Origin of the sequence: Collinsella sp. CLA-AA-H302, from assembly GCF_040093305.1 — a bacterium.
Lineage (GTDB): Bacteria > Actinomycetota > Coriobacteriia > Coriobacteriales > Coriobacteriaceae > Collinsella.
In genome coordinates this window covers 15,401-35,325 of record NZ_JBBNJW010000004.1, presented here as the reverse complement: position 1 = coordinate 35,325, position 19,925 = coordinate 15,401, and the positions used below count along the sequence as shown (strand labels likewise).

General features: G+C 60.6%; 15 protein-coding genes and 2 tRNA genes. 14 read left to right on the top strand and 3 right to left on the bottom strand.

All coding sequences use genetic code 11. The annotated features are described in order from the left end of the window. Positions 1-94 precede the first annotated feature (94 nt). The 7 genes from AAAV21_RS03855 (at position 95) to AAAV21_RS03825 (ending at position 8,800) form a co-directional block, all read left to right on the top strand. Complete coding sequence (locus AAAV21_RS03855; RefSeq protein WP_349107622.1) at positions 95-2,230, top strand: RNB domain-containing ribonuclease; 2,136 nt, start codon at positions 95-97, stop codon at positions 2,228-2,230. A gap of 177 nt (positions 2,231-2,407) precedes the next feature. After that, complete coding sequence (locus AAAV21_RS03850) at positions 2,408-3,013, top strand: recombinase family protein (RefSeq protein ID WP_349107620.1); 606 nt, start codon at positions 2,408-2,410, stop codon at positions 3,011-3,013. Positions 3,014-3,904: 891 nt separating this feature from the next. Next, positions 3,905-4,756: a MurR/RpiR family transcriptional regulator gene (locus AAAV21_RS03845; protein ID WP_349107619.1), complete on the top strand. Its 852-nt coding sequence runs from the start codon at positions 3,905-3,907 to the stop codon at positions 4,754-4,756. 10 nt (positions 4,757-4,766) lie between these two features. After that, on the top strand, positions 4,767-5,690 hold the full coding sequence (murQ, locus tag AAAV21_RS03840) for an N-acetylmuramic acid 6-phosphate etherase (protein ID WP_349107617.1): 924 nt from the start codon (positions 4,767-4,769) through the stop codon (positions 5,688-5,690). Between the two features lie 57 nt (positions 5,691-5,747). Further along, positions 5,748-7,178: a PTS transporter subunit EIIC gene (locus tag AAAV21_RS03835; RefSeq protein WP_349107615.1), complete on the top strand. Its 1,431-nt coding sequence runs from the start codon at positions 5,748-5,750 to the stop codon at positions 7,176-7,178. 117 nt (positions 7,179-7,295) lie between these two features. After that, the gene (locus tag AAAV21_RS03830) at positions 7,296-8,348 is read left to right on the top strand and encodes a MupG family TIM beta-alpha barrel fold protein (RefSeq protein ID WP_349107612.1); all 1,053 of its coding nucleotides are present in this window, start codon (positions 7,296-7,298) and stop codon (positions 8,346-8,348) included. Positions 8,349-8,440: 92 nt separating this feature from the next. Further along, complete coding sequence (locus AAAV21_RS03825; protein WP_117583016.1) at positions 8,441-8,800, top strand: arsenate reductase family protein; 360 nt, start codon at positions 8,441-8,443, stop codon at positions 8,798-8,800. A 72-nt stretch (positions 8,801-8,872) separates the two neighbouring features. Here AAAV21_RS03825 and AAAV21_RS03820 read toward each other — a convergent pair whose 3' ends face one another. After that, on the bottom strand, positions 8,873-9,283 hold the full coding sequence (locus AAAV21_RS03820; RefSeq protein WP_117629499.1) for a hypothetical protein: 411 nt from the start codon (positions 9,281-9,283) through the stop codon (positions 8,873-8,875). 265 nt (positions 9,284-9,548) lie between these two features. On the opposite strand from AAAV21_RS03820, the gene AAAV21_RS03815 reads away from it, so the two are divergent. From AAAV21_RS03815 to AAAV21_RS03790, 6 genes are all read left to right on the top strand, one after another. Beyond that, positions 9,549-9,622 (top strand) — tRNA-Gln (locus tag AAAV21_RS03815). Between the two features lie 17 nt (positions 9,623-9,639). Then, positions 9,640-9,716: transfer RNA gene (locus AAAV21_RS03810), tRNA-Glu, on the top strand. 97 nt (positions 9,717-9,813) lie between these two features. Then, positions 9,814-10,731 (top strand): hypothetical protein, encoded by a 918-nt coding sequence (locus AAAV21_RS03805; protein ID WP_349107610.1) that lies wholly within the window; start codon positions 9,814-9,816, stop codon positions 10,729-10,731. Continuing rightward, positions 10,721-11,191, top strand: coding sequence for an SsrA-binding protein SmpB (gene smpB, locus AAAV21_RS03800; RefSeq protein ID WP_006235325.1), 471 nt, complete (start codon positions 10,721-10,723; stop codon positions 11,189-11,191). Before AAAV21_RS03805 ends, smpB begins: the two co-directional genes overlap by 11 nt. Positions 11,192-11,387: 196 nt before the next feature. Next, positions 11,388-11,891 (top strand): flavin reductase family protein, encoded by a 504-nt coding sequence (locus AAAV21_RS03795; RefSeq protein WP_349107607.1) that lies wholly within the window; start codon positions 11,388-11,390, stop codon positions 11,889-11,891. 89 nt (positions 11,892-11,980) lie between these two features. Next, a complete protein-coding gene (locus AAAV21_RS03790; RefSeq protein WP_055251878.1) occupies positions 11,981-12,124 on the top strand; it encodes a rubredoxin-like domain-containing protein in 144 nt (47 codons plus the stop codon). A 467-nt stretch (positions 12,125-12,591) separates the two neighbouring features. Here the strand turns inward: AAAV21_RS03790 and AAAV21_RS03785 are convergent, their stop codons facing one another. Then, complete coding sequence (locus AAAV21_RS03785) at positions 12,592-13,848, bottom strand: Nramp family divalent metal transporter (protein ID WP_349107606.1); 1,257 nt, start codon at positions 13,846-13,848, stop codon at positions 12,592-12,594. 75 nt (positions 13,849-13,923) lie between these two features. Further along, the gene (gene gpmA / locus AAAV21_RS03780; protein ID WP_349107604.1) at positions 13,924-14,697 is read right to left on the bottom strand and encodes a 2,3-diphosphoglycerate-dependent phosphoglycerate mutase; all 774 of its coding nucleotides are present in this window, start codon (positions 14,695-14,697) and stop codon (positions 13,924-13,926) included. 539 nt (positions 14,698-15,236) lie between these two features. Here gpmA and gltB point away from each other — a divergent pair. Beyond that, complete coding sequence (gene gltB / locus AAAV21_RS03775) at positions 15,237-19,922, top strand: glutamate synthase large subunit (RefSeq protein WP_349107602.1); 4,686 nt, start codon at positions 15,237-15,239, stop codon at positions 19,920-19,922. The last annotated feature ends 3 nt before the right edge of the window (positions 19,923-19,925 follow it).

Below are 19,925 nucleotides of genomic sequence, written 5' to 3'. Positions count from 1 at the left end.
GGGGCGGCCCGTTTTTTGATCCCTAGGGGACGGCAGGAAAGCGAATCATTTGGGTAGACTCTTTGGAGTTCGCAATCGATAGATAGGAGGCGCCATGGGGCGCAATAACAAGCATAAGCGCGGTGCCCGCAATAAGCGTGGGCCGGTGCGCAGCGAACGCCGTCCGAGCCTGACCGGGCGCGTGCAGCTCCATGAGCATGGCGCCTATGTCATAACCGAGAGCGGCGACTACAAGGTTATGGGCCGCGGTAAGCGCGAGATCATGGATGGCGATACCGTTGCCGTGAGCATTAAGAACAGCCCGCACGGTGAGCGGCGCGCCGTGATCGAAGGCGTGGTTGAGCGCGCAACCATAAGCGTGGTGGGTACGTACCAGACCGCTGGTCCGCTCGGTGTGATCGAGCCGCTCGATTCGCGCCTGAAGGCCGACTTCTTCATTCTGCCCGAGGATACCTCGGCGGATCGTCTGGGCGTCCACCCGGGTGATGCCGTTGTCGCGCGCATTTTGACCTACCCGACGCGCCTGGAATCGGGCACCGTGACGATCGAACGCCGCATTGGCGGAGATGACGCGCCCGATTTGGGTGTTCAGTATGTGATGGCGCGTTACGGCTATACCGATAGCTATCCCGAGGCCGCGCTGGACGAGGCCGAGGGGCTTTCGCTCGATGTGTCCGCGGCGCTTAAGGACCCGCTCCGCCGCGATCTGCGCGACCGCTTTGTCATCACGATCGACCCGGTCGACGCGCGCGACTTTGACGATGCCATTTCGCTTGAGCGCACGCCCGAGGGTGGCTACAAGCTGGGCGTGCATATCGCTGACGTTTCTCACTATGTGGCTTGGGACGGGCATATCGATCTTGAGGCTCGCCATCGTACGACATCGGTGTATCTGGCCGATCGCGTGCTTCCCATGCTGCCCGAACGCCTGTCCTGTGACCTGTGTTCGCTTCGCCCTGACGAGGACCGTCTTGCGTTTACCGTTGACATTGAACTCGATGCGCAGGGTCGCGTGCGGCATTACGATCCGTACCCCAGCGTGATTCGCTCGCGTGTGCGTATGGACTATGACGGCGCCGAGGCGCTGCTGGTGCGTGCCGGCGCGGTGGAGTATGGGGTGCTGGAGGGTGCGGCCGAGGATGTTGCGGCTGCTGAGGCCTCGCGCGAGGAGGCGCTTGAGCGCGGTCTTGCGTGCGAGGAAACTGCTCGCGGCTATAACGTCGACCTCGGCGATTTCCTTGTCGCCGCCAACGAACTCGCCGAACTTCGCCGTCGTATTCGTCGTGCCCGCGGCTCAGTCGATTTTGACACGGCCGAGATTCGCGCTCTATTGGATGAGGACGGAGTACCCGTGCAGATTGTGGCGCGCGAGCGTTCGTGTGCCACGTCGCTTATCGAGGAAGCCATGCTACTCGCCAACGAGTGCGTTGCAGAGTGGCTGGCAGACCGTGATATCGAGGCCTGCTATCGCGTGCATGAGGATCCGAGCCCCGATAGCCTGCACGGTGCCGCCGTTGCGCTGGCGCAGCTGGGCATCATCGACGATCGCCGTGCTGCCGGTATCGCCCTGGGGAGTCCCGATGAGCTACAGGCTGCAGTTGATGCTGCCGCCGGTACGGCCAACGCACCGCTCGTCAACACGCTGCTTCTGCGCAGCATGCAGCGCGCACTGTACAAGCCGCGCAACGAGGGCCACTTTGCGCTCGCCGCGCCGTGCTACTGTCACTTTACGAGTCCCATCCGTCGCTACCCCGATCTGGTGGTGCACCGCGTGCTCAAACTGCAGTTGGCCTATGAGCAGCTCGGCGGCAAGGACGCCCTGGTCCGTACACCGCGGCTGATCGGCAAGGGGCGCGAGTCGCTGCCGCGCATTCTGCCGCAGATCTGCCGCGCATGCAGCGATGCCGAGCGCGCGGCAGATGCCGCTAGCCATGCGACGCAAAAGATCAAGATTGCCCAGTACTATGAGGATTGCCTGGGCGAGCGCTATGCCGGAACGGTCTCATGGGTCAGCAGCATGGGCCTCTTTGTGCGCTTGGACCTGACGCAGGTCGAAGGCTTGGTTTCGATCAAGAGTCTGGGCAACGAGTGGTTCGAGTTCGACGAGGATGCGCTTACGCTGACGGGCGCCGACACGGAGACTCGCTATGAACTGGGCCAGCGCGTGATTATCGAGGTTTCGCGCGTCAATACCACGCGTGGGCACTTGGACTTTAAGCTTATCCATTAGCCAAATCTCGACTCATGGCGGGAGAGCGGAGGGCGGTCTTTCGGGGCCGCCCTCCGCATTTGGATCATAGCTACCTTGCCGTCCGCTCGGCCGCCCGCTTACCTGCTATTCGAGAGGTAAAACCTACCAAAATAAACCTGTCCCTTTTTGGCAGGTTTACAAGAAAGCGGGGATGAGATGGCGACGGTGTATGGTTATGCGCGGGTGAGTTCGCGCGATCAGAATCTAAATCGGCAGCTGGATGCGCTGGGCGCCTATGGCGTGGGCTCGGCGAATATTTATGCCGACCATGCGAGCGGCAAGGACTTCGATCGCCCGCGGTATCGCGAGCTGCTGCACATCCTGGGAGACGGGGACGTGCTGGTGGTGCTTTCTATCGACCGGCTTGGCCGTAATTACTCCGAGATTCTTGAGGAATGGCGACGCATTACCAAGGAGCTCGGGGTTGCCATTGTGGTGTTGGACATGCCATTGCTTGACACGCGCGCCAGGGCCAGCGGCGCGCCGGATGTGACCAATACCCTGATTGCCGATATTGTGCTACAACTGCTGAGCTACGTGGCGCAGGTGGAGCGCGAGAATATTCATCGGCGCCAGGCGGAGGGGATTGCAGCGGCGCGGGCGCGAGGGGTCCGTTTCGGTCGACCTCGCAAGCCGTGCCCTCCTCAGTTTGAGCTGGTACGCGATAGCTATGAGGCAGGCGATATTACCCGCAGCCAGGCAGCAAAGTGCCTGGGCGTGTGCATGGGGACGTTCGATCGCTGGATGCGCGAGGCGGGGTAGGGGTTTGCGTCGCTTTGGCGCTTCCTGTTGCGATTCAAATTTTGATACGGTGACGATGTCATTTGGGGCTACACTCGCTGATATTCAAAAAAGGAGGTAGGCCCTTGGCGCGCGTAAAACAAATAATCGGATGGACCGCGATCGTTCTGTTTACTGCAACGCTGGCGGGCATCTGGGTGCTGACGGAGCAAAATGCGGTGGAGACGTCGTTGCTGAGCGAGTCCACCGCGCGTGTGGTGGAGGGTCAAGCTACGGGCGTACAGGCTGCCGATGTCGCGGGTGAAGCTCAGACCGAGAATGGGATGACCGGGGGGCACCGATTCGGCTGCTTCGAATGTCCGGTCTGGCCGACTTGCTTCCATTCGCATGTGGGTGGGCACGAACGTCCGTCGCGTTGCCCATACCGTAGAGTTTTTCTTCGTCGGATTGTTCGCCTCGGTGGTCGTGGTTTGCTTTTCCAGGCGTCCGTGGAGCGTATGCTCCCGTTGCGTGCCCGTGTTGCTCTTTTGCGCCGTCTGCTCCGTTGGTGATCAGGTACATAAGATCTTTGTTCCCGGCAGGCATTTCGACGTTATCGATTTAGGATTCGATGCTGCGGGCTATGTTACCGCGATGCTGTTGGTATTGCTGGCAGCGGTGTTGGTGCGCCATGCGACTCGGCCGATCGGCGCCCATGCGAGGCGCTAGCCGGTAACAAGCCCGTTTTTGATAATGCGACCTTGTTGAATTATTTTGTGTCGCGCGTATTTCCGAGCGGTCGGATTTGAGGGGCGAGCGGTAGAACGCTCGCCCTTTGTGCGCCACGATGCGGCACAATGTACCGTAAAAGCTGTTTATATCCGGTACGAATCGTTCGTTGGTCTTTAATTCTTCTCAACGGAGGTGTTTGAGATGGCAAACGGATTGCTTTTGCGGCTTCGCGAGCGTGAGCTCAGCGCGAGCCCGGCGGAACGCAATGTCATTGCATATGTAAGCGCTCATCCGCACGAGGTGGTCGGGCTGTCCGTCCGCGGTCTCGCCGATGCCACGTTCTCCTCGCCTTCGAGCATTTTGCGCTTTTGCAAGCGCTTGGGTTTTGCGGGCTACAAGGAGTTCCAGCGCGAACTGATTGCCGAGCTGGCGCTCTTGGGTGACAAGAAAGACGTTGCCCTCGAGGACATCTCCATGGATGACAGCGTCGAACGTATCGTGGGGAAGGTGATGAAAAGCAACGTGCGCACGATCGAAGCGACGGCGCGAACGCTCGATTACACCGTCTTGGAGCGATGTGCGGCCTATCTTAAGCGGGCACGCGCGGTCAATCTGTTCGGTATCGGTGCCTCTCGTTTGGTCGCGCACGATCTGGCGCAAAAGCTCATGCGTGTCGACAAGGAGTGCCATCTGTACGACGACTGGCATGAACAGCTCTTGTGTGCCAAGAACATGCATGAGGGCGATATGGCAATCGCCTTTAGCTACTCGGGCTTGACGCAAGAGGTGCTGGACTGCACCGCCGAGGCTCAACGTCACAACTGTCCCGTTGTGGCCGTTACCAAAGTAGATGGATCATCCAAGCTTGCCACCGTGGCCGATGCCGTGCTCGGCGTCGCTGCGAGTGAACCCTTGGTCCGCAGCGGTGCCATGGCTTCGCGTATGGCCCAGCTTATGGTTGTCGATGCCCTGTACGCTGCTTACGTTGCGAGCGATTACGAACGGGTGACGCATGTCATTAAGCAAAACTACATCGAGAAACAGGAAAGATGAGGTGAATGAAATGCTCGATTTAACAAAATTCACGACCGAACAGCGTAATCAAAGTTCAATGGACCTCGATACGATGACATCGCTGCAAATCGTCACGACGATGAATGATGAGGATCTTCGTGCCGTCCAGTCGGTCACGAAGGTGTTGCCCCAGGTTGCCACAGCAATCGACTGGGCTGCTGAGGCACTCGAGCGCGGCGGGCGCGTCTTTTACATGGGTGCAGGCACCAGCGGTCGTCTGGGTGTACTCGACGCTTCGGAGTGTCCGCCCACGTTTGGCGTGTCACCCGATCTGATTGTCGGGCTCATTGCCGGAGGCGAGATGGCGTTTATCAAGGCTGTCGAAGGTGCCGAAGACAGCGAGGAGCTTGGCGCGAGCGACCTGCGGGGGCGTGGACTCTCGGACAAGGATCTTGTCGTTGGCCTGGCGGCAAGCGGTCGTACTCCCTATGTGGTGGGCGGCCTTGTGTACGCCAAGGCAACTGGGTGCAAGACCATTGCAATTGCCTGCAACCAAGGGTCGAAGATCGGGAAGAGCGCAGATCTTGCCATTGAACCCGTGCCCGGTCCCGAGGTACTGACCGGCTCAACGAGGCTCAAGGCGGGAACGGTTCAAAAGCTCATTCTCAACATGATTTCGACCGGTGCCATGGTCAAGATCGGCAAGGTATACCAAAACCTGATGGTCGATGTGCAGCAGACGAACGAGAAGTTGGTGGTGCGCGGCCAGAACATCGTGATGGAGGCGACCGGCTGCACGCGCGAGTGCGCTATTCAGGCGCTTGCAGATGCCGGCGGCCACGTAAAAACCGCTATTGTCTCGGTACTGCTGGACTGCGATGCCGAGCAGGCTGCGGTAGCTCTTGAGCGAGCGCGAGGCCATGTCCGTGCTGCGGTGAGTGGCCATGAGAAGAGCGATGCCGATGCCCAATAGGTGCGCGGCGTGAGCTGATATGACATCCAGACGAGATACCCAATACAAGGAGGAGTTATGACGAACAAAGAGCTGGCTCAAAAGCTGCTGGACCTTTTGGGCGGTAAAGACAACGTGCTGGCAAACGCGGCGTGCATGACGCGCCTGCGCGTGACCGTCAAAGACACGGGCAGCGTCGACGCGGAGGGCATTAAGGCACTCGACGGCGTGATGGGCCTGGTCGAGGACGACACGATGCAGATCGTGCTGGGTCCGGGCAAGGTGAATAAGGTGCTCGAGGAGTTCTCCAAGCTCACCGGCCTTGCGAAAGGCGTTGCCGACGAGAGCGTGGTTGACGCTGCGGCCACAAACAAGGCCGCGCAGAAGGCAAAGTACGAGTCCAAGCCGGTTCAGGCCTTCCTCAAGAAGATTTCCAATGTCTTCGTTGCCCTGCTTCCCGGCATCATTGCGGCTGGCCTCATCAACGGTATCTGCAACGTCATTAACGTCTCGACGGCAGGCGCGCTTGCAGGCGAGTGGTGGTACCAGGGCATTCGTTCCATGGGCTGGGCCCTGTTTGCCTATCTGCCCATCTTGGTGGGCTATAACGCGGCACGTGAGTTTGGCGGCTCCGCTGCGCTGGGCGGCATCGCCGGCATGATGTGTATCGCTAACAGTGCCATGCCCCTGCTTGCGCCTGGCGCGGCCGATCCTGCCACTGCCATTCTGCTGCCGCTCACCAATGCGCAGTACAACCCCGCAGCGGGCGGCATGATCGCGGCTCTTATCGCTGGCGCATTTTTTGCCTGGATGGAGCGTCAGATTCGCAAGGTTATGCCCAACGCACTCGATACATTCTTGTCCCCGCTGCTGGTGCTCATCATCGGCGCCTTTGCTCTGATGCTCGTCATCCAGCCGGTTGGCGCATGGCTGACGGCTGCCATCTTTAGCGTTTTGACCTTTATCTTCGAGAAGCTGGGCGTCCTGGGCGGCTATATCCTGTCGGCAGGCTTCTTGCCGCTGGTTTCCGTCGGCCTGCATCAGGCGCTCACGCCGATCCACGCTATGCTCAACGATCCCGACGGCGCTACCAAGGGCATCAATTACCTGCTCCCCATCCTTATGATGGCTGGCGGCGGCCAGGTCGGTGCCGGTTTGGCGCTGTACTTTAAGACCAAGAACGCCAAGCTCAAGAAGTACGTCGCAGAGTCCATTCCCGTTGGAATCCTCGGTGTGGGCGAGCCTCTGATGTATGCCGTTACGCTGCCGCTCGTTCGTCCGTTTGTAACGGCCTGCCTGGGTGCCGGATTTGGCGGCGCGCTCGCGGCGCTGCTTCACATCGGCACGGTTTCTCAGGGCGTTTCCGGTCTGTTTGGCCTGCTGATCGTCGTTCCTGGTCAGCAGCTCGGCTACGTTGCCGCTATGCTGCTTGCCTATGCCGCCGGCTTTGTCCTGACGTGGTTCTTTGGCGTCGACGAGCAGAAGATCAACGAGTTCTTTGGCGAGTAGTTTGATATCGCGAGCCGTGTTGCTCAGGGCTCGCGGCGCGCGGCAGATTTCTTGATGCTATGGTTGTGCCGGCGGGGCTAACTGCTCCGCCGGCCTTTTTTAAAGGAGTGTTGAAGCGTGAAAACGGGTATTTCGATTTATCTTTCCAACCCTCTGCAGGATATTGAGCGGACGATTGAACACGGTGCCGCGGCGGGTGCGCGCTATGCGTTCACCTCGCTGCATATTCCCGAGGATGGGGGAGCGGCGTATACCGATAAGGTCCGTCATGTGCTGTCGCTGCTTTCCGCCCGCGGCATTGCGCTCATTGCCGATGTGGGGCCGCGCACGTGCGATTTGCTCGGGCTTGAGCGCATCGAGGACCTGCGCGATCTGGGGTTGGAATACCTTCGTTTGGACTATGGCTTTAGCGCCCGGCGGGTCGCGGAGCTGTCCGGTGTATTTCGCATTGTGGTCAATGCATCGACGGTGAGTTCTGATGAAATCGCATCGTGGCGTGAGGCCGGTGCCGATGTGACTCGTTTTGCCGCCTGCCACAATTTTTACCCCAAGCCTTATACCGGTTTAGCTCTGGAGGACATTGCTCGGGTGAATCTTCGTCTTGCGGCGCTTGGATTCGAAATCATGGCTTTTGTGCCGGGCGATGCCAACGTTCGCGGGCCGGTATTCGAGGGACTGCCGACGGTCGAGACGCAGCGCGGTCGCGCGTCAAAGGTTGCCCTCAATATGCTTGAGCTTGCACATGGCGCCGATTGCGACATTGTGTTGGTCGGCGACCCCGATCTTTCCGATGCGGGCTGGGCGCAGTTTGCTCAAGTTTCCGCCGGATACGTGGACCTGCAATGCGAGCTTGAGCCCGGTTATGCCTATGTGCGCGGGCAGATTCATCACGACCGGCCCGACTCGAGTGTCCTCATCTTTAGGTCTCAGGAGTCACGTACGACGCATAAGCCGGATTCCGTGCCGACGGATGCCGGAGCCGGCCTGCCGCGAAAGGCGGGGTCGATCGCTGTGAGCAATAGCGGATATGGGCGCTACGAAGGCGAGCTTGAGATTGCGCGGGTCGATCTTCCCGGTGACGAGCGCATGAACGTTGCGGGCCATATCACGCCCGAGGCAATGGAGCTGCTGCCGTTCATCAAACGCGGATTCGGGGTACGGTTCGTTTAGCGTGTGACCCGTGGGCTACAATTGGCCCATCATACGAAGGCGCCTCGTGTGGCGTGTGTCCGCGTTGGCCGATCTATATTCGGAGGATTCCCATGACCGTACTGTTTGTTGAATATCCCAAGTGCTCGACCTGTAAGAAGGCCAAGGCATGGCTGGACGAACACGGGGTAGAGTATATCGACCGCGATATCGTTTTGGACAATCCCACGGCTGATGAGCTTGCGACCTGGATTGCTCGTTCGGGACTGCCGGTGCGGCGCTTCTTTAATTCGTCGGGCATGAAATATCGAGAGCTGGGCCTGAAGGCGCGTCTAGATGCGGGCATGACGGATCGGGAGTGCTACGAGCTGCTGGCGACCGACGGCATGCTGGTCAAGCGTCCGCTGTTGGTGGGCGACGACTTTGCGATTCCCGGCTTTAGGGAAGCAGCTTGGACCGAGGCGCTGCTGTAGCGGCTGCGGAAAGTGCGACCCGTTTTGAGCGCTCGGGGTGGGACGTGTTTTCCATCGGAGGGCTCGCTCGGCTCAATCCTTGAGCTGTGCCCATTCGTGCGGACCGTAGACCTTTACGTGCTTGTTGGGCTTGCCGCTCCAGTACTCCTCGTCCATAAAGGGCAGATATGCCTGAACACCGGGGCAGATAAAGGGAATCCGCTGCTGTTGCAGTCGCTCGCGTTGGCGCTGCTCCAGGTGCGCCTCGGATATGACAGTCGGCATACCGGACAGCTCGACGAGGCTTGCCTGGATTCGCTTAAGGTCGGGGAGTCCCGCGTGCCATGACATCCGCATGATCAAAAAGGATGCACGGCGGTATTTTGCCTGCATCACCGTGATGGCGGGGCGCAGGGTGGGATGGATTTTGTCCCGTTCGGGCCAAAGGTCAGCAGTGATCTCGAGGCCCAGGGTCTCCCATAGGTAATCAAGCTCTTCGTCCATGGCGCCTCGATATCCGTGTAATGATGACGGTTTGATTGTGCCATCAGCCGTGAGTGCTGCATTGTTGTAATCTACCAGCGGTAGATGTGGTATGTTTTACGGGCTTTGGCGCCGTACGTGTCGCTGGTGCTTCACAGGTCCTTCACGTGTCGGCCGTATTTGACTGAATTTCAAAAAAGTCAAAATTAGGGCTTGCGTCACGGCGGGACTTCCCGTATATTTCTTTCTTGCGCAAAGGCACAGCCGAGCGCAGCGATGCAGTCATTGGGATGTCGTCTAATGGCAGGACAGCGGATTCTGGTTCCGTCAATGGGGGTTCGACTCCCTCCATCCCAGCCATTGCATTTGCTACATATGGCCCGTTCGTCTAGCGGTTTAGGACGCCGCCCTCTCAAGGCGGAGATCACCAGTTCGAATCTGGTACGGGCTACCAAAATTGAACGCCCGGGCCTCGTAAGAGACCCGGGTTTTGTGTATTGACCGATATTTAAGGCGCGCGTTGAGTCTGCCGCCCGGACCGAGGAGTTGTCATGGACCTGCCTATCAGCTTGGAAGACATCACGTATGCCGAGAACTATCTGGCGCAGGGCGACCTGGCTACGGCGACGCCGCTGCTTGAGCGTCTGGTGGAGCTCGCCGAGGAGTATATCGACGCTGAGTGCAAGACGGAGGAGAAGCGCCAGTACTTTAGCTTCGACAGCAAGTTTGAGCGCCTGGCCTATCGCCGCGTGGAGAAGGATCCGCGCGAGCTGGTGCAGGTCGAGGTTTCCTTTGACCGCCTGTACTCCGACATGGCGTTTGCCTACATTCGCCAGCAGGATTATGTGAGTGCTCGGAATGCCCTGATGCAGGCCGTGCGTTGGGATCCCATGAACTGCAACTATCGCTTGGACTTGGCCGAGCTGTTCCGCGCGCTCGAGGACAAGCAGGAGTGGGCATCGCTCTCGTTCTCGGTGCTGGAGCGCGCGAGCGACGGTAAGTGCGCCGCACGCGCCTACACCAATTTGGGTCAGTACTTCTTGGAGCCCGAGACCGAGAACATTTCGGCTGCCGTGGGCTGCGCGCGTCTGGCGCTGCGCCTGGCGCCCAATGATGCGCATACGACGCGCCTGCTCAACAAGATCCATACCACCTATCCGGATGCCGCGGACGAGAGTGACGACCATGTGATGGGTGAGCTCGCCCTGCAGGGCGTGCCGACCTCGCCTTCGGCCGAGATCGCCATCTGCCTGATCATGTGCGCGACCGATGCTGCAAGCGACGGCGACAAGCAGGAGGCTACGCGTCTGACGGTCCGTGCCCGCGACCTGGTGGGCGAGGAGGCATGCGCGGCGATTATCAAGCTGGTGCGCGAGAGCGATGCCGAGCTCAATGCCGAGCGCAAGGCAAAGCGCGAGGCTGCGGGCTCAAACGCCGATGGCGCCAAGGAGGTCGGCGATGCCCAGTAAGCGCGAGCGCAAGCTCATTTCCAAGAATCGCTCGGCACATCACGAGTACTTTATCGATGAGACGTTTGAGTGCGGTATTGAGCTGAGCGGTACCGAGGTCAAGTCGATTCGCGAGCGCGCGTGCCAGATTACCGATACCTTTGCACTGATTCGTGGCGGGGAGTGCTGGCTCGTCGGCCTGCATATCCACCCTTATAGCCATGGTGGCGTGTGGAATCGCGATCCCGACCGTCGGCGCCGTCTGCTGCTGCACCGCAAGGAGATCGACTTTCTTGACGGCAAACTTCGCAACCGTGGTTATGCGCTGGTTCCGTTGGAGCTCTACTTTAATACCGACGGCCGCGTAAAGCTGCTGCTGGGCCTAGGCCGAGGCAAAAAGCTCTACGACAAGCGCGAGGACATGGCCAAGCGTGATGTCCAACGCGAGATCGACCGCGCGCTTAAGGAGCGTAATCGCTGACGCCCTTCATAAGTTGCGGTGGAATACGGACTGTTTGGGGGGCTATTCAGTCCCTATTTCACCGCAACTGCGGGCGTTCCATCTTGCTTACTGTTCTGACACATATGTCTCAAAGGCGGCGTTCGGTATGGGCGTCGCCTTTTTTGTGGGTACATACATCCATGAGGTTCCAACCTGGGTTAGGGGAGTGATCGTTATGGACAAAACTGCGTTCTTTACGATGCCGAGCGGCCTGTATGTGGTGAGTGCCGCGGCCGACGGGCTGCGTGCCGGCTGCGTTATCAACACGGCGGTGCAGGTGACGTCCGCGCCGCCGCGCATCTCGGTTGCCGTGAACAAGGAAAACGTCACGTCTGGCGTTATTGCGTCTGCCAAGGCCTTCGCGCTGACCGTGGTCGATCAGACGGCCGATATGCTCTACATTGGCAACTTTGGATTCCGCACCAGCAACGACTATGACAAATTTGCCAAGTACGAGACGCGCGAGACCGCACTGGGTATGCCCTATGTTCCCGAGCATGCGGCAGCGCTGTTTAGCTGCCGTCTGATCGACACCGTGGACGTGGGCACGCATCTGCTGTTTGTCGGCGAGGTTGAGGATGCCGAGCGTCTGAGCGGCGAGACGCCACTCACCTACAATTACTACCATAAGGTCCTGAAGGGCAAGACGCCTCCGAAGGCGTCCTCGTATCAAGGCTAGAAATGTTTTAAAAATACTTGCATTATATTATTGAGAATCTATACTACTAAACGAAGTACATCACCAGTCACGTTCGAGAGGAGAACATCATGGCTGAGGAGAAGAAGACGTATAAGTTCGTGTGCGTCGTTTGCGGTTACGAGGTTGAGGTCGATACGCCCGAGCTGCCCGAGGATTATGTGTGCCCGGTGTGCGGCGTCGGTCCCGATCAGTTTGAGCTCGTCGAGGAGTAACTCGTAGACACACGGCGATTAGCCATACAGAGCTCTGTCCAAGGGCCCCGGTCGGTCATCCCGGCCGGGGCCCTTTTCCTCCGTCCCCAAGGGATCACGGCTGCTGTTAGCCGATCCTGTCTGTTGTGAGTCGGCCGACCGTTTGTCTCAATCTGTAACATGCGGCGGCTCAAAACGGGTCTACTTGTTACAGATCGAGACAAAAGGTTGGGGCTGAAGAAATATCTCGATCTGTAACATCTGGGCGCGGAAATTGGGTCCACTTGTTACAGATCAAGACAAACCAAAACCGTCCGGCAGAAGATCTCAATCTGTAACATCTAGCAGTGAAAACGGGGTCTACGTGTTACAGATTGAGACAAACGGAGCTGTCCCTCGGAATAATCTCGATCTGTAACACCTAGACATCAAAAGCGGGTCTAGATGTTACAGATCGAGACGTTTGCCTGGGTGTGCATGCGGCCTCGTTACATCCCGGTCAACAGCACGGCGTCGAGCGCCGTTACGACGACACCGATCCCTACGAGCAGCGCGTTGAGCGGGCGCGAGTTGGCGTATTTACCCATGACGCGGCGTGAGCTGGTGAGTCGTATGAGCACAAAGACCGTGATCGGCAGCTGAAGCGACAGCAGCGCCTGGCTCCAGATGAGGCCCTCAAAGGGATTTTTGACGACCAGGCAGGCAACAACTGCGCCGGCAAAGCAGAGTGCCACGCCAACCGATGAGTGTCGGTCGTGGATGTCGTATTCCTCGTCGAACATGCCCGCGGTGATGGTGCCCGCCGCCATGCCCGCCGTCACACTACTCGAGAGGCCCGCGAACAGCAGCGCTACCGCAAAGATGGTCGAGCTCGCCGGACCCAGAATGGGGGAGAGCGTGGCCGCCGCGACGGCGAGGTCGTCTACGACCATGCCGTGCGCAAAGAAGGTCGTTGCGGCCAGGATGACCATGGCCGAGTTGATTGCCCAGCCCACGCCCATCGAAAAGAGCGTGTCGAAGAGCTCGTAGCGCAGACGCTCTTCTATAACCTGCTCGCCTTGGCCTTCGAAGTGCATGGATTGGATGACCTCGGAGTGCAGGAAGAGGTTGTGTGGCATAACAACCGCACCCAGGACACTCACGATAATCGCGGCAGAGCCAGTGGGCATACTGGGCGTGATCCAGCTTGCGGCGGCTTGCGGCCAGTCGACCTTGACCAGTGCAAGCTCGGCCAAAAACGAGAGTCCTACCACGCCGACGAAGGCGATGATCCAGCGTTCGGCGCGCTTGTAGGAGCTCGTCATGAGCATCGCCATCGATACTGCCGCCACGATGACGCAGCCCGCGCGCACGGGCAGCCCAAAGAGCATCTGAAGGGCAATCGCGCCACCCAGAACTTCGGCCATGGCGGTGGCGACAGTCGCGAGATAGGCACTGGCGAGTACCGTGCGTCCAACGAAGCGGGGGAGGTAACGTGTCGTGGCCTCGGCAAGACAGGCGCCCGTGGCGATACCCAGGTGTGCCGCGTTGTGCTGCAGCACAATGAGCATAATCGTGGACAGCGTGACGATCCACAGCAGCGCGTAGCCAAACTGCGAGCCCGCGGCCATATTGGAGGCCCAGTTGCCCGGGTCGATAAAGCCGACGGTCACGAGCAGCCCGGGGCCGATATGCCGCGCAATGTCTAGGCCTCCGTGACCGCCGGTGCGCCGGGAACCAAAGTGTTGTTTGAGATGGTTGAGCATGGTGCGCTCCTGCGTATGGGCGGCGTGGCGTCGTATCTGGGCCGTGCGGCGCCACGCGTCGGATTTGGGTTGGGGCTACTTGTGTGCTTTGCCCTGATTGGCCACGGCGTCGATCTTGGCGGCGATGGTCGCCGGGTCGCCGATGTAGCGCTTGTCGAGGACGTTGAAACCGGTGTCGAAGGTGTAGACGAGCGGCACGCCAGTGGGGATGTTGACCTTGAGGATTTCCTGGGGCGTGAGGTGCTCGAACTTCATGACGAGTGAGCGCAGGGAGTTGCCGTGTGCGGCGATGAGCACGCGCTTGCCGGCGAGCATCTGGGGGCGAATCTCGTCTTCGAAATAAGGCCAGGCGCGGGCGATCGTGTCCTTGAGGCACTCGGTATAGGGCAGCTGATCGGCTGCGACGTCGCGGTATTGCTCCTGGGTGTGGGAATCGCGCGCGTCGTTCGGCTCGAGTGCCGGCGGGCAGATATCGAAGGAGCGGCGCCAGATGAGCACCTGCTCGTCGCCGTGCTCTGCCGCGGCATCGGCCTTGTTGAGACCCTGCAACGCGCCGTAGTGGCGCTCGTTGAGCTTCCAGGATTTGATGACGGGCAGCCACTCGCGATCCATTTGGCCGAGCACGATGTCGAGGGTGTGGATCGCGCGCTTGAGGCGCGAAGTGTAGCAGACGTCAAAGTCGAAACCGGCTTCTTTGAGGGCGCGGCCGCCTGCTGCGGCTTCTTCGCGACCCGTGTCAGTGAGCTCAACATCGGTCCAGCCGGTGAACAGGTTGAGTTTGTTCCACTCGGACTCTCCGTGACGGATAAGGACGAGTTGCATCGTCTGTCGGTCTGCTTGGTGCGCCATAGGGGCCTCCTTGATCTGGCACGGTGTGCGTGCCGTTTGCTTGACGCCGCAAAGGATACCCGTTTTAGGCTTAAGAGTTAACCAAGACTAACAAGATTTTTGTATTTGAATGGGATGGTGAAAGGGGGGCTGCCGAAATGTCTCGATCTGTAACAACTAGGGATGGAAATTGGGCCTAGCTGTTACAGATCGAGACAGGAAGAAATGGTCCTATGGAATGTCTCGATCTGTAACAGTTTGCCGCCAAAACCGGCCCTTCGTGTTACAGATCGAGACAAACCAAAACCGTCCCGCAGAAAATCTCAATCTGTAACATCTAGGCGCCAAAATCGGCTCCTCCTGTTACAGATTGAGATGTTTGAAGCGGTGAGCTTACAGGCCGAACCTGGGGCCCTTGTTGTCGCCCTTGAGCTCGGCGGCACCCACTCGCAGGTCGCGCGTTACGCGATTGTTTCGAAACGGGCGGGAAACACAGCGGGCCGGCGATGCTCCTAGTATGCCTAGTCAACTGACTGTCTCATATCTAGGGGAGGATCGCGATGCAGGCAGATTCCGCTCAGCAGCAGGGCCTTTATCGCCCCGAATTCGACCACGATGCATGTGGCATCGGCGCGCTTGCCGATATCAACGGTGAGCGCCATCACCAGATTCTGGACGACGCGCTGTCCATTCTGGTCAACTTGGAGCACCGCGGCGGCACAGGCCTCGAGAAGAACACCGGCGATGGCGCTGGCATCCTGTTCCAGGTTCCGCATCACTTTTTTCGTAAAGAGGCTCAAAAGTGCGGCCAGATTCTGCCGGCAGAGGGCGACTATGGCGTGGCCATGCTGTTCTTCCCGCAGGACGACAAGGGCGTAGAGGATGCCCGCCGCGTGTTTGAGGAGGGCTGCGCCGAGGCCGGCGTGCCGCTGCTCTTTTGGCGCGAGGTGCCGGTCGACCCGCACGACCTGGGCGAGACGGCCCGCGCCTGCATGCCTACTATCCTGCAGGCCTTCCTGGGCCGTCCGGACGACACGCCCGCCGGAGATGCCTTCGAGCGTCGCCTGTACGTGTGCCGCCGCACCATCGAGAAGAAGGCCGACGCCGAGTTTGCCCTGCGCGACAAGATCTTCTACGTGTGCTCCATGAGTTCGCGCACCATCGTGTACAAGGGTATGCTGGTCGCCACGCAGATGCGCCGCTTCTTCATCGATCTCAACGACGCCGCCGTCAAGACGGCCGTGGCGCTCGTCCATTCGCGCTACTCCACCAACACCACGCCCAGCTGGGAGCGCGCGCACCCCAACCGCTTTATCATCCACAACGGCGAAATCAACACCCTCAAGGGCAACGTCAACTGGATTCGCGCCCGCGAACCCAACCTGTACAGCCCCGTGTTGCAGCACGATCTTGAGCGCGTGATGCCCATCATCAACCGCGAGGGTTCCGACTCTGCGATTTTGGACAACGTGCTCGAGTTTTTGGTCATGAACGGCCGTCCGCTTACGCGCGCCGCGTCCATGTTGCTGCCCGAGCCGTGGGACCACAACGACAGCCTGAGTGAGGAGCGCCGCGCCTACGACGCTTACCAGTCCATGCTCATGGAGCCGTGGGATGGCCCGGCGGCCATCGCCTTTACCGACGGTCGCACGCTGGGTGCCGCCCTCGACCGTAACGGCCTGCGCCCGGCTCGCTACTACGTGACGCGCGACGGTCGCTTTATGCTGGCAAGCGAGGTGGGCACCATCGAGGTGAGCCCCGAGAACATCCTGACGAGCGGCTGCTTGGGGCCGGGCCAGATGCTCGAGGTCGATTTTGCCCGCGGGCGTGTCATCTACAACGACGAGCTGCGCGCCCGTTACGCCAAGGAAAAGCCCTACCGCGATTGGATTGCCGAGGAGACGCTGACCGTTGACGCGCTCGATGAGCCCGTTGCGGCAACGCCTGCCGAGGACGCCGAGTTGCCCGCCGCCGTGCGCATGGCCAAGCTCGGCTACCACTGGGATGACGTCGACGAGGTCGTGCGTCCCATGGCCCAGCAGGGCAAGGCCCCGCTCGCCTCGATGGGCATCGACGCACCGCTGGCCTGCCTGTCCAAGAAGACGCGTTCGTTCTTTGACTACTTCTATCAGCTGTTCGCCCAGGTCACGAACCCGCCTATCGACGCCCTTCGCGAGCATATGGTCACCTCGACCACGCTCTACCTGGGTAACCACGGTAACCTGCTCGAGGATTCCCGTACGGCCTGCCAGCTGGTTCGCTTGGAGCGCCCGTTGCTCAACGAGGAGGAGTTCGACCGCATCTGCGCCATCGACCGCGTGGGCTTTAAGACCCGCCGTTTCCGTGCCGTGTACCGCCGCGATGCCGGCGAGGGCGCGCTGCAGGCTGCGCTCAAGCAGCTTGCTGAGGACGTTGAGGCTGCGGTCCGCGACGGCGTGAACATCGTGGTGTTGAGCGATCGTGCCGCTGCGGGCGAGGTGCCCGTGCCGTCGCTGCTCGCTGTGGGCTGCGTGCACAACCACCTGATCCGCGCCGGCGTGCGTACCTTTGCCGACATCGTGGTGGAGTGCGGCGACGCCGTGTCCCCGCATGACTTTGCGGCACTGGTGGGCTACTCCGCGAGCGGCATCTATCCGTACAACGCACATGCGTGCATCCGCGATCTGGCGGCACGCGGCGACCTGGACGTGACGGCCGAGCAGGGCATCGCCAACTACAACAAGGCTGCGACCGCCGGTATCGTCTCCATCATGTCCAAGATGGGCATCTCCACGGTGCAGAGCTACCATTCGGCGCAGATCTTCGAGGCTGTGGGCTTTACGCCGGAGTTCGTCAACGCGTACTTCGTCGGCACGGTGAGCCGTGTGGGCGGTATGGGTGTTGAGGACGTTGAGCGCGAGCAAAACGAGCGCTACGACGCCGCGCTCGCTATCCTTAAGAGCCCGGCTCCCGATCAGCTGCCCACGCTGGGTCTGACCAAGTGGCGCCCGCTCGGTGGCGAGGATCACCTGATCGATCCGCAGACTGTCTACTTGCTGCAGACCGCCTGCCGTGAGGACAGCTACGACACCTTTAAGGAGTACAGCGCCCGCCTGCACCGTACCGGCCGTGCCGTGCGCCTGCGCGACCTGCTGGACTTTAATGCCAGCGGCCGTACCCCGGTGGCACTCGACGAGGTCGAGCCCGCGTTCAACATTGTCCGCCGCTTTAACACTGGCGCCATGTCGTATGGCTCCATCAGTAAGGAAGCACACGAGTGCATGGCCATCGCCATGAACCGCCTGCACGGCCGTTCCAACTCCGGCGAGGGCGGTGAGGACCCGCGTCGCGAGACCCCGCTGGCCAACGGTGACTCAAAGAACTCCGCGATCAAGCAGGTGGCAAGTGCGCGCTTTGGCGTGACGAGCCGCTACCTGTGCAGCGCCTTCGAGATTCAGGTCAAGATGGCCCAGGGCGCCAAGCCCGGCGAGGGCGGACACCTCCCCGGCAAGAAGGTCTACCCCTGGATCGCCGAGGTCCGTCAGTCCACGCCCGGCATCGGCCTGATCTCGCCTCCGCCGCATCACGACATCTACTCTATCGAAGACCTAGCCGAGCTCATCTTCGACCTTAAGAACGCCAACCCCGGCGCGCGCGTGTCGGTCAAGCTGGTCAGCGAGGCCGGCGTCGGCACCATCGCCACCGGTGTGGCCAAGGGTGCTGCCGACAAGATCTTGATCAGTGGCCACAACGGCGGCTCGGGTGCCGCTGCGCGCGACTCTATCTGGCATGCGGGACTGCCGTTGGAGCTTGGCCTTGCCGAGGCCCAGCAGACGTTGCTGCAAAACGGCCTGCGCTCACGCGTGGTGCTCGAGGCCGACGGCAAGCTCATGGACGGCACCGATGTTGCCGTCGCCTGCCTGCTGGGCGCCGAGGAGTTTGGCTTTGCGACCATGCCGCTCATCTCGATGGGCTGCTTCATGCAGCGCGACTGCCAGCAGGATACCTGCCCCGCCGGCATCGCGACGCAAAACTGTCGCCTGCGTCGCGGCTTCCGCGGCAAGCCCGAGCATGTCGAGCACTTTATGCTCTTTGTTGCCGAGCAGCTGCGCGAGGTCATGGCGAGCCTGGGCTTCCGCACCGTCGACGAGATGGTCGGCCATCCCGAGTGCTTGCGCCAGATCGAGGTCCCGGGCAACCGCAAGGCTAACCTGCTGGATCTGTCGCCCGTGCTGGCAAGCGCGACCTGCGAGTTCGGTGCCCATATTCCGGGTGCCGACGGTCGCCACTTCCTGCCGCAGATGGCTGCCGACAGGGAGCTCAACAAGACGCTCGACTCCACGCTGTTCGTGCCCTACACGGCCGATGCCCGTGCGCACCTGCGCCCGATTCGCTTCCATGCCGACATCGCCAACGTTAACCGCTGCGTGGGCACCATCTTGGGCAATGCGGTGACCAAAGCACATCCCGAGGGCCTGCCCGCCGGCTCCATCACCATCGACTGCGACGGTTCGGCCGGTCAGAGCTTTGGCGCCTTCCTGCCGCGCGGCATTACGCTCAACGTGTGCGGCGACGCCAACGATTACTTTGGCAAGGGCCTTTCGGGCGGCGAGGTGTCTGTGCGCCCCAACCCGCATGCGACCTACAAGTTCGACGAGAACATTATCGTGGGCAACGTGGCGTTCTTTGGTGCCACGAGCGGCCGCGGCTTTATTAACGGCCTGGCAGGTCAGCGCTTTGGCGTGCGTAACTCCGGTGCCACCGTGGTGGTCGAGGGCTGCGGCAACCACGGCTGTGAGTACATGACGGGCGGCCTGGCGCTCATCCTGGGCGAGGTCGGGCAGAACTTTGCCGCCGGTATGACGGGCGGCGTGGCCTATGTCTTTGACCAGTACGGCACGCTCGATGCCCGCGTGAACCACGAGAGCGTTGAGCTCAAGGCCCCGACGGCCGGCGAGCTGGCGCAGATTCGCGAGCTCATCCAGGAGCACGTGGACGCGACACAGAGCCCACGCGGCATCAAGCTGCTCTACAGCTTTGAGACGATGAGTAAGCACTTTGTGAAGGTCATTCCGACCGAGTATGAGCGCGTGCTGGCGATTGTCGCCGCGGGCGAGGCTGCCGGCAAGACGCATGCGCAGGCCGAGGAGCTGGCGTTTGACATCGTGACCGGTCGCGCGAGTGACGCGGATGTTGCTCGCTTCGATGCTGCGGGTGCTGTGCCCGCCGCCGCCAGCTCTGTTGCTTCGACCAAGAAGGAGGCGTAAGTG

Coding starts and splice junctions, on each gene's coding strand:
- AAAV21_RS03855 (WP_349107622.1), top strand. CDS start 95: ATGGGGCGCAATAACAAGCATAAGCGCGGTGCCCGCAATAAGCGTGGG.
- AAAV21_RS03850 (WP_349107620.1), top strand. CDS start 2,408: ATGGCGACGGTGTATGGTTATGCGCGGGTGAGTTCGCGCGATCAGAAT.
- AAAV21_RS03845 (WP_349107619.1), top strand. CDS start 3,905: ATGGCAAACGGATTGCTTTTGCGGCTTCGCGAGCGTGAGCTCAGCGCG.
- murQ (WP_349107617.1), top strand. CDS start 4,767: ATGCTCGATTTAACAAAATTCACGACCGAACAGCGTAATCAAAGTTCA.
- AAAV21_RS03835 (WP_349107615.1), top strand. CDS start 5,748: ATGACGAACAAAGAGCTGGCTCAAAAGCTGCTGGACCTTTTGGGCGGT.
- AAAV21_RS03825 (WP_117583016.1), top strand. CDS start 8,441: ATGACCGTACTGTTTGTTGAATATCCCAAGTGCTCGACCTGTAAGAAG.
- AAAV21_RS03820 (WP_117629499.1), bottom strand. CDS start 9,283: ATGGACGAAGAGCTTGATTACCTATGGGAGACCCTGGGCCTCGAGATC.
- AAAV21_RS03805 (WP_349107610.1), top strand. CDS start 9,814: ATGGACCTGCCTATCAGCTTGGAAGACATCACGTATGCCGAGAACTAT.
- smpB (WP_006235325.1), top strand. CDS start 10,721: ATGCCCAGTAAGCGCGAGCGCAAGCTCATTTCCAAGAATCGCTCGGCA.
- AAAV21_RS03795 (WP_349107607.1), top strand. CDS start 11,388: ATGGACAAAACTGCGTTCTTTACGATGCCGAGCGGCCTGTATGTGGTG.
- AAAV21_RS03790 (WP_055251878.1), top strand. CDS start 11,981: ATGGCTGAGGAGAAGAAGACGTATAAGTTCGTGTGCGTCGTTTGCGGT.
- AAAV21_RS03785 (WP_349107606.1), bottom strand. CDS start 13,848: ATGCTCAACCATCTCAAACAACACTTTGGTTCCCGGCGCACCGGCGGT.
- gpmA (WP_349107604.1), bottom strand. CDS start 14,697: ATGGCGCACCAAGCAGACCGACAGACGATGCAACTCGTCCTTATCCGT.
- gltB (WP_349107602.1), top strand. CDS start 15,237: ATGCAGGCAGATTCCGCTCAGCAGCAGGGCCTTTATCGCCCCGAATTC.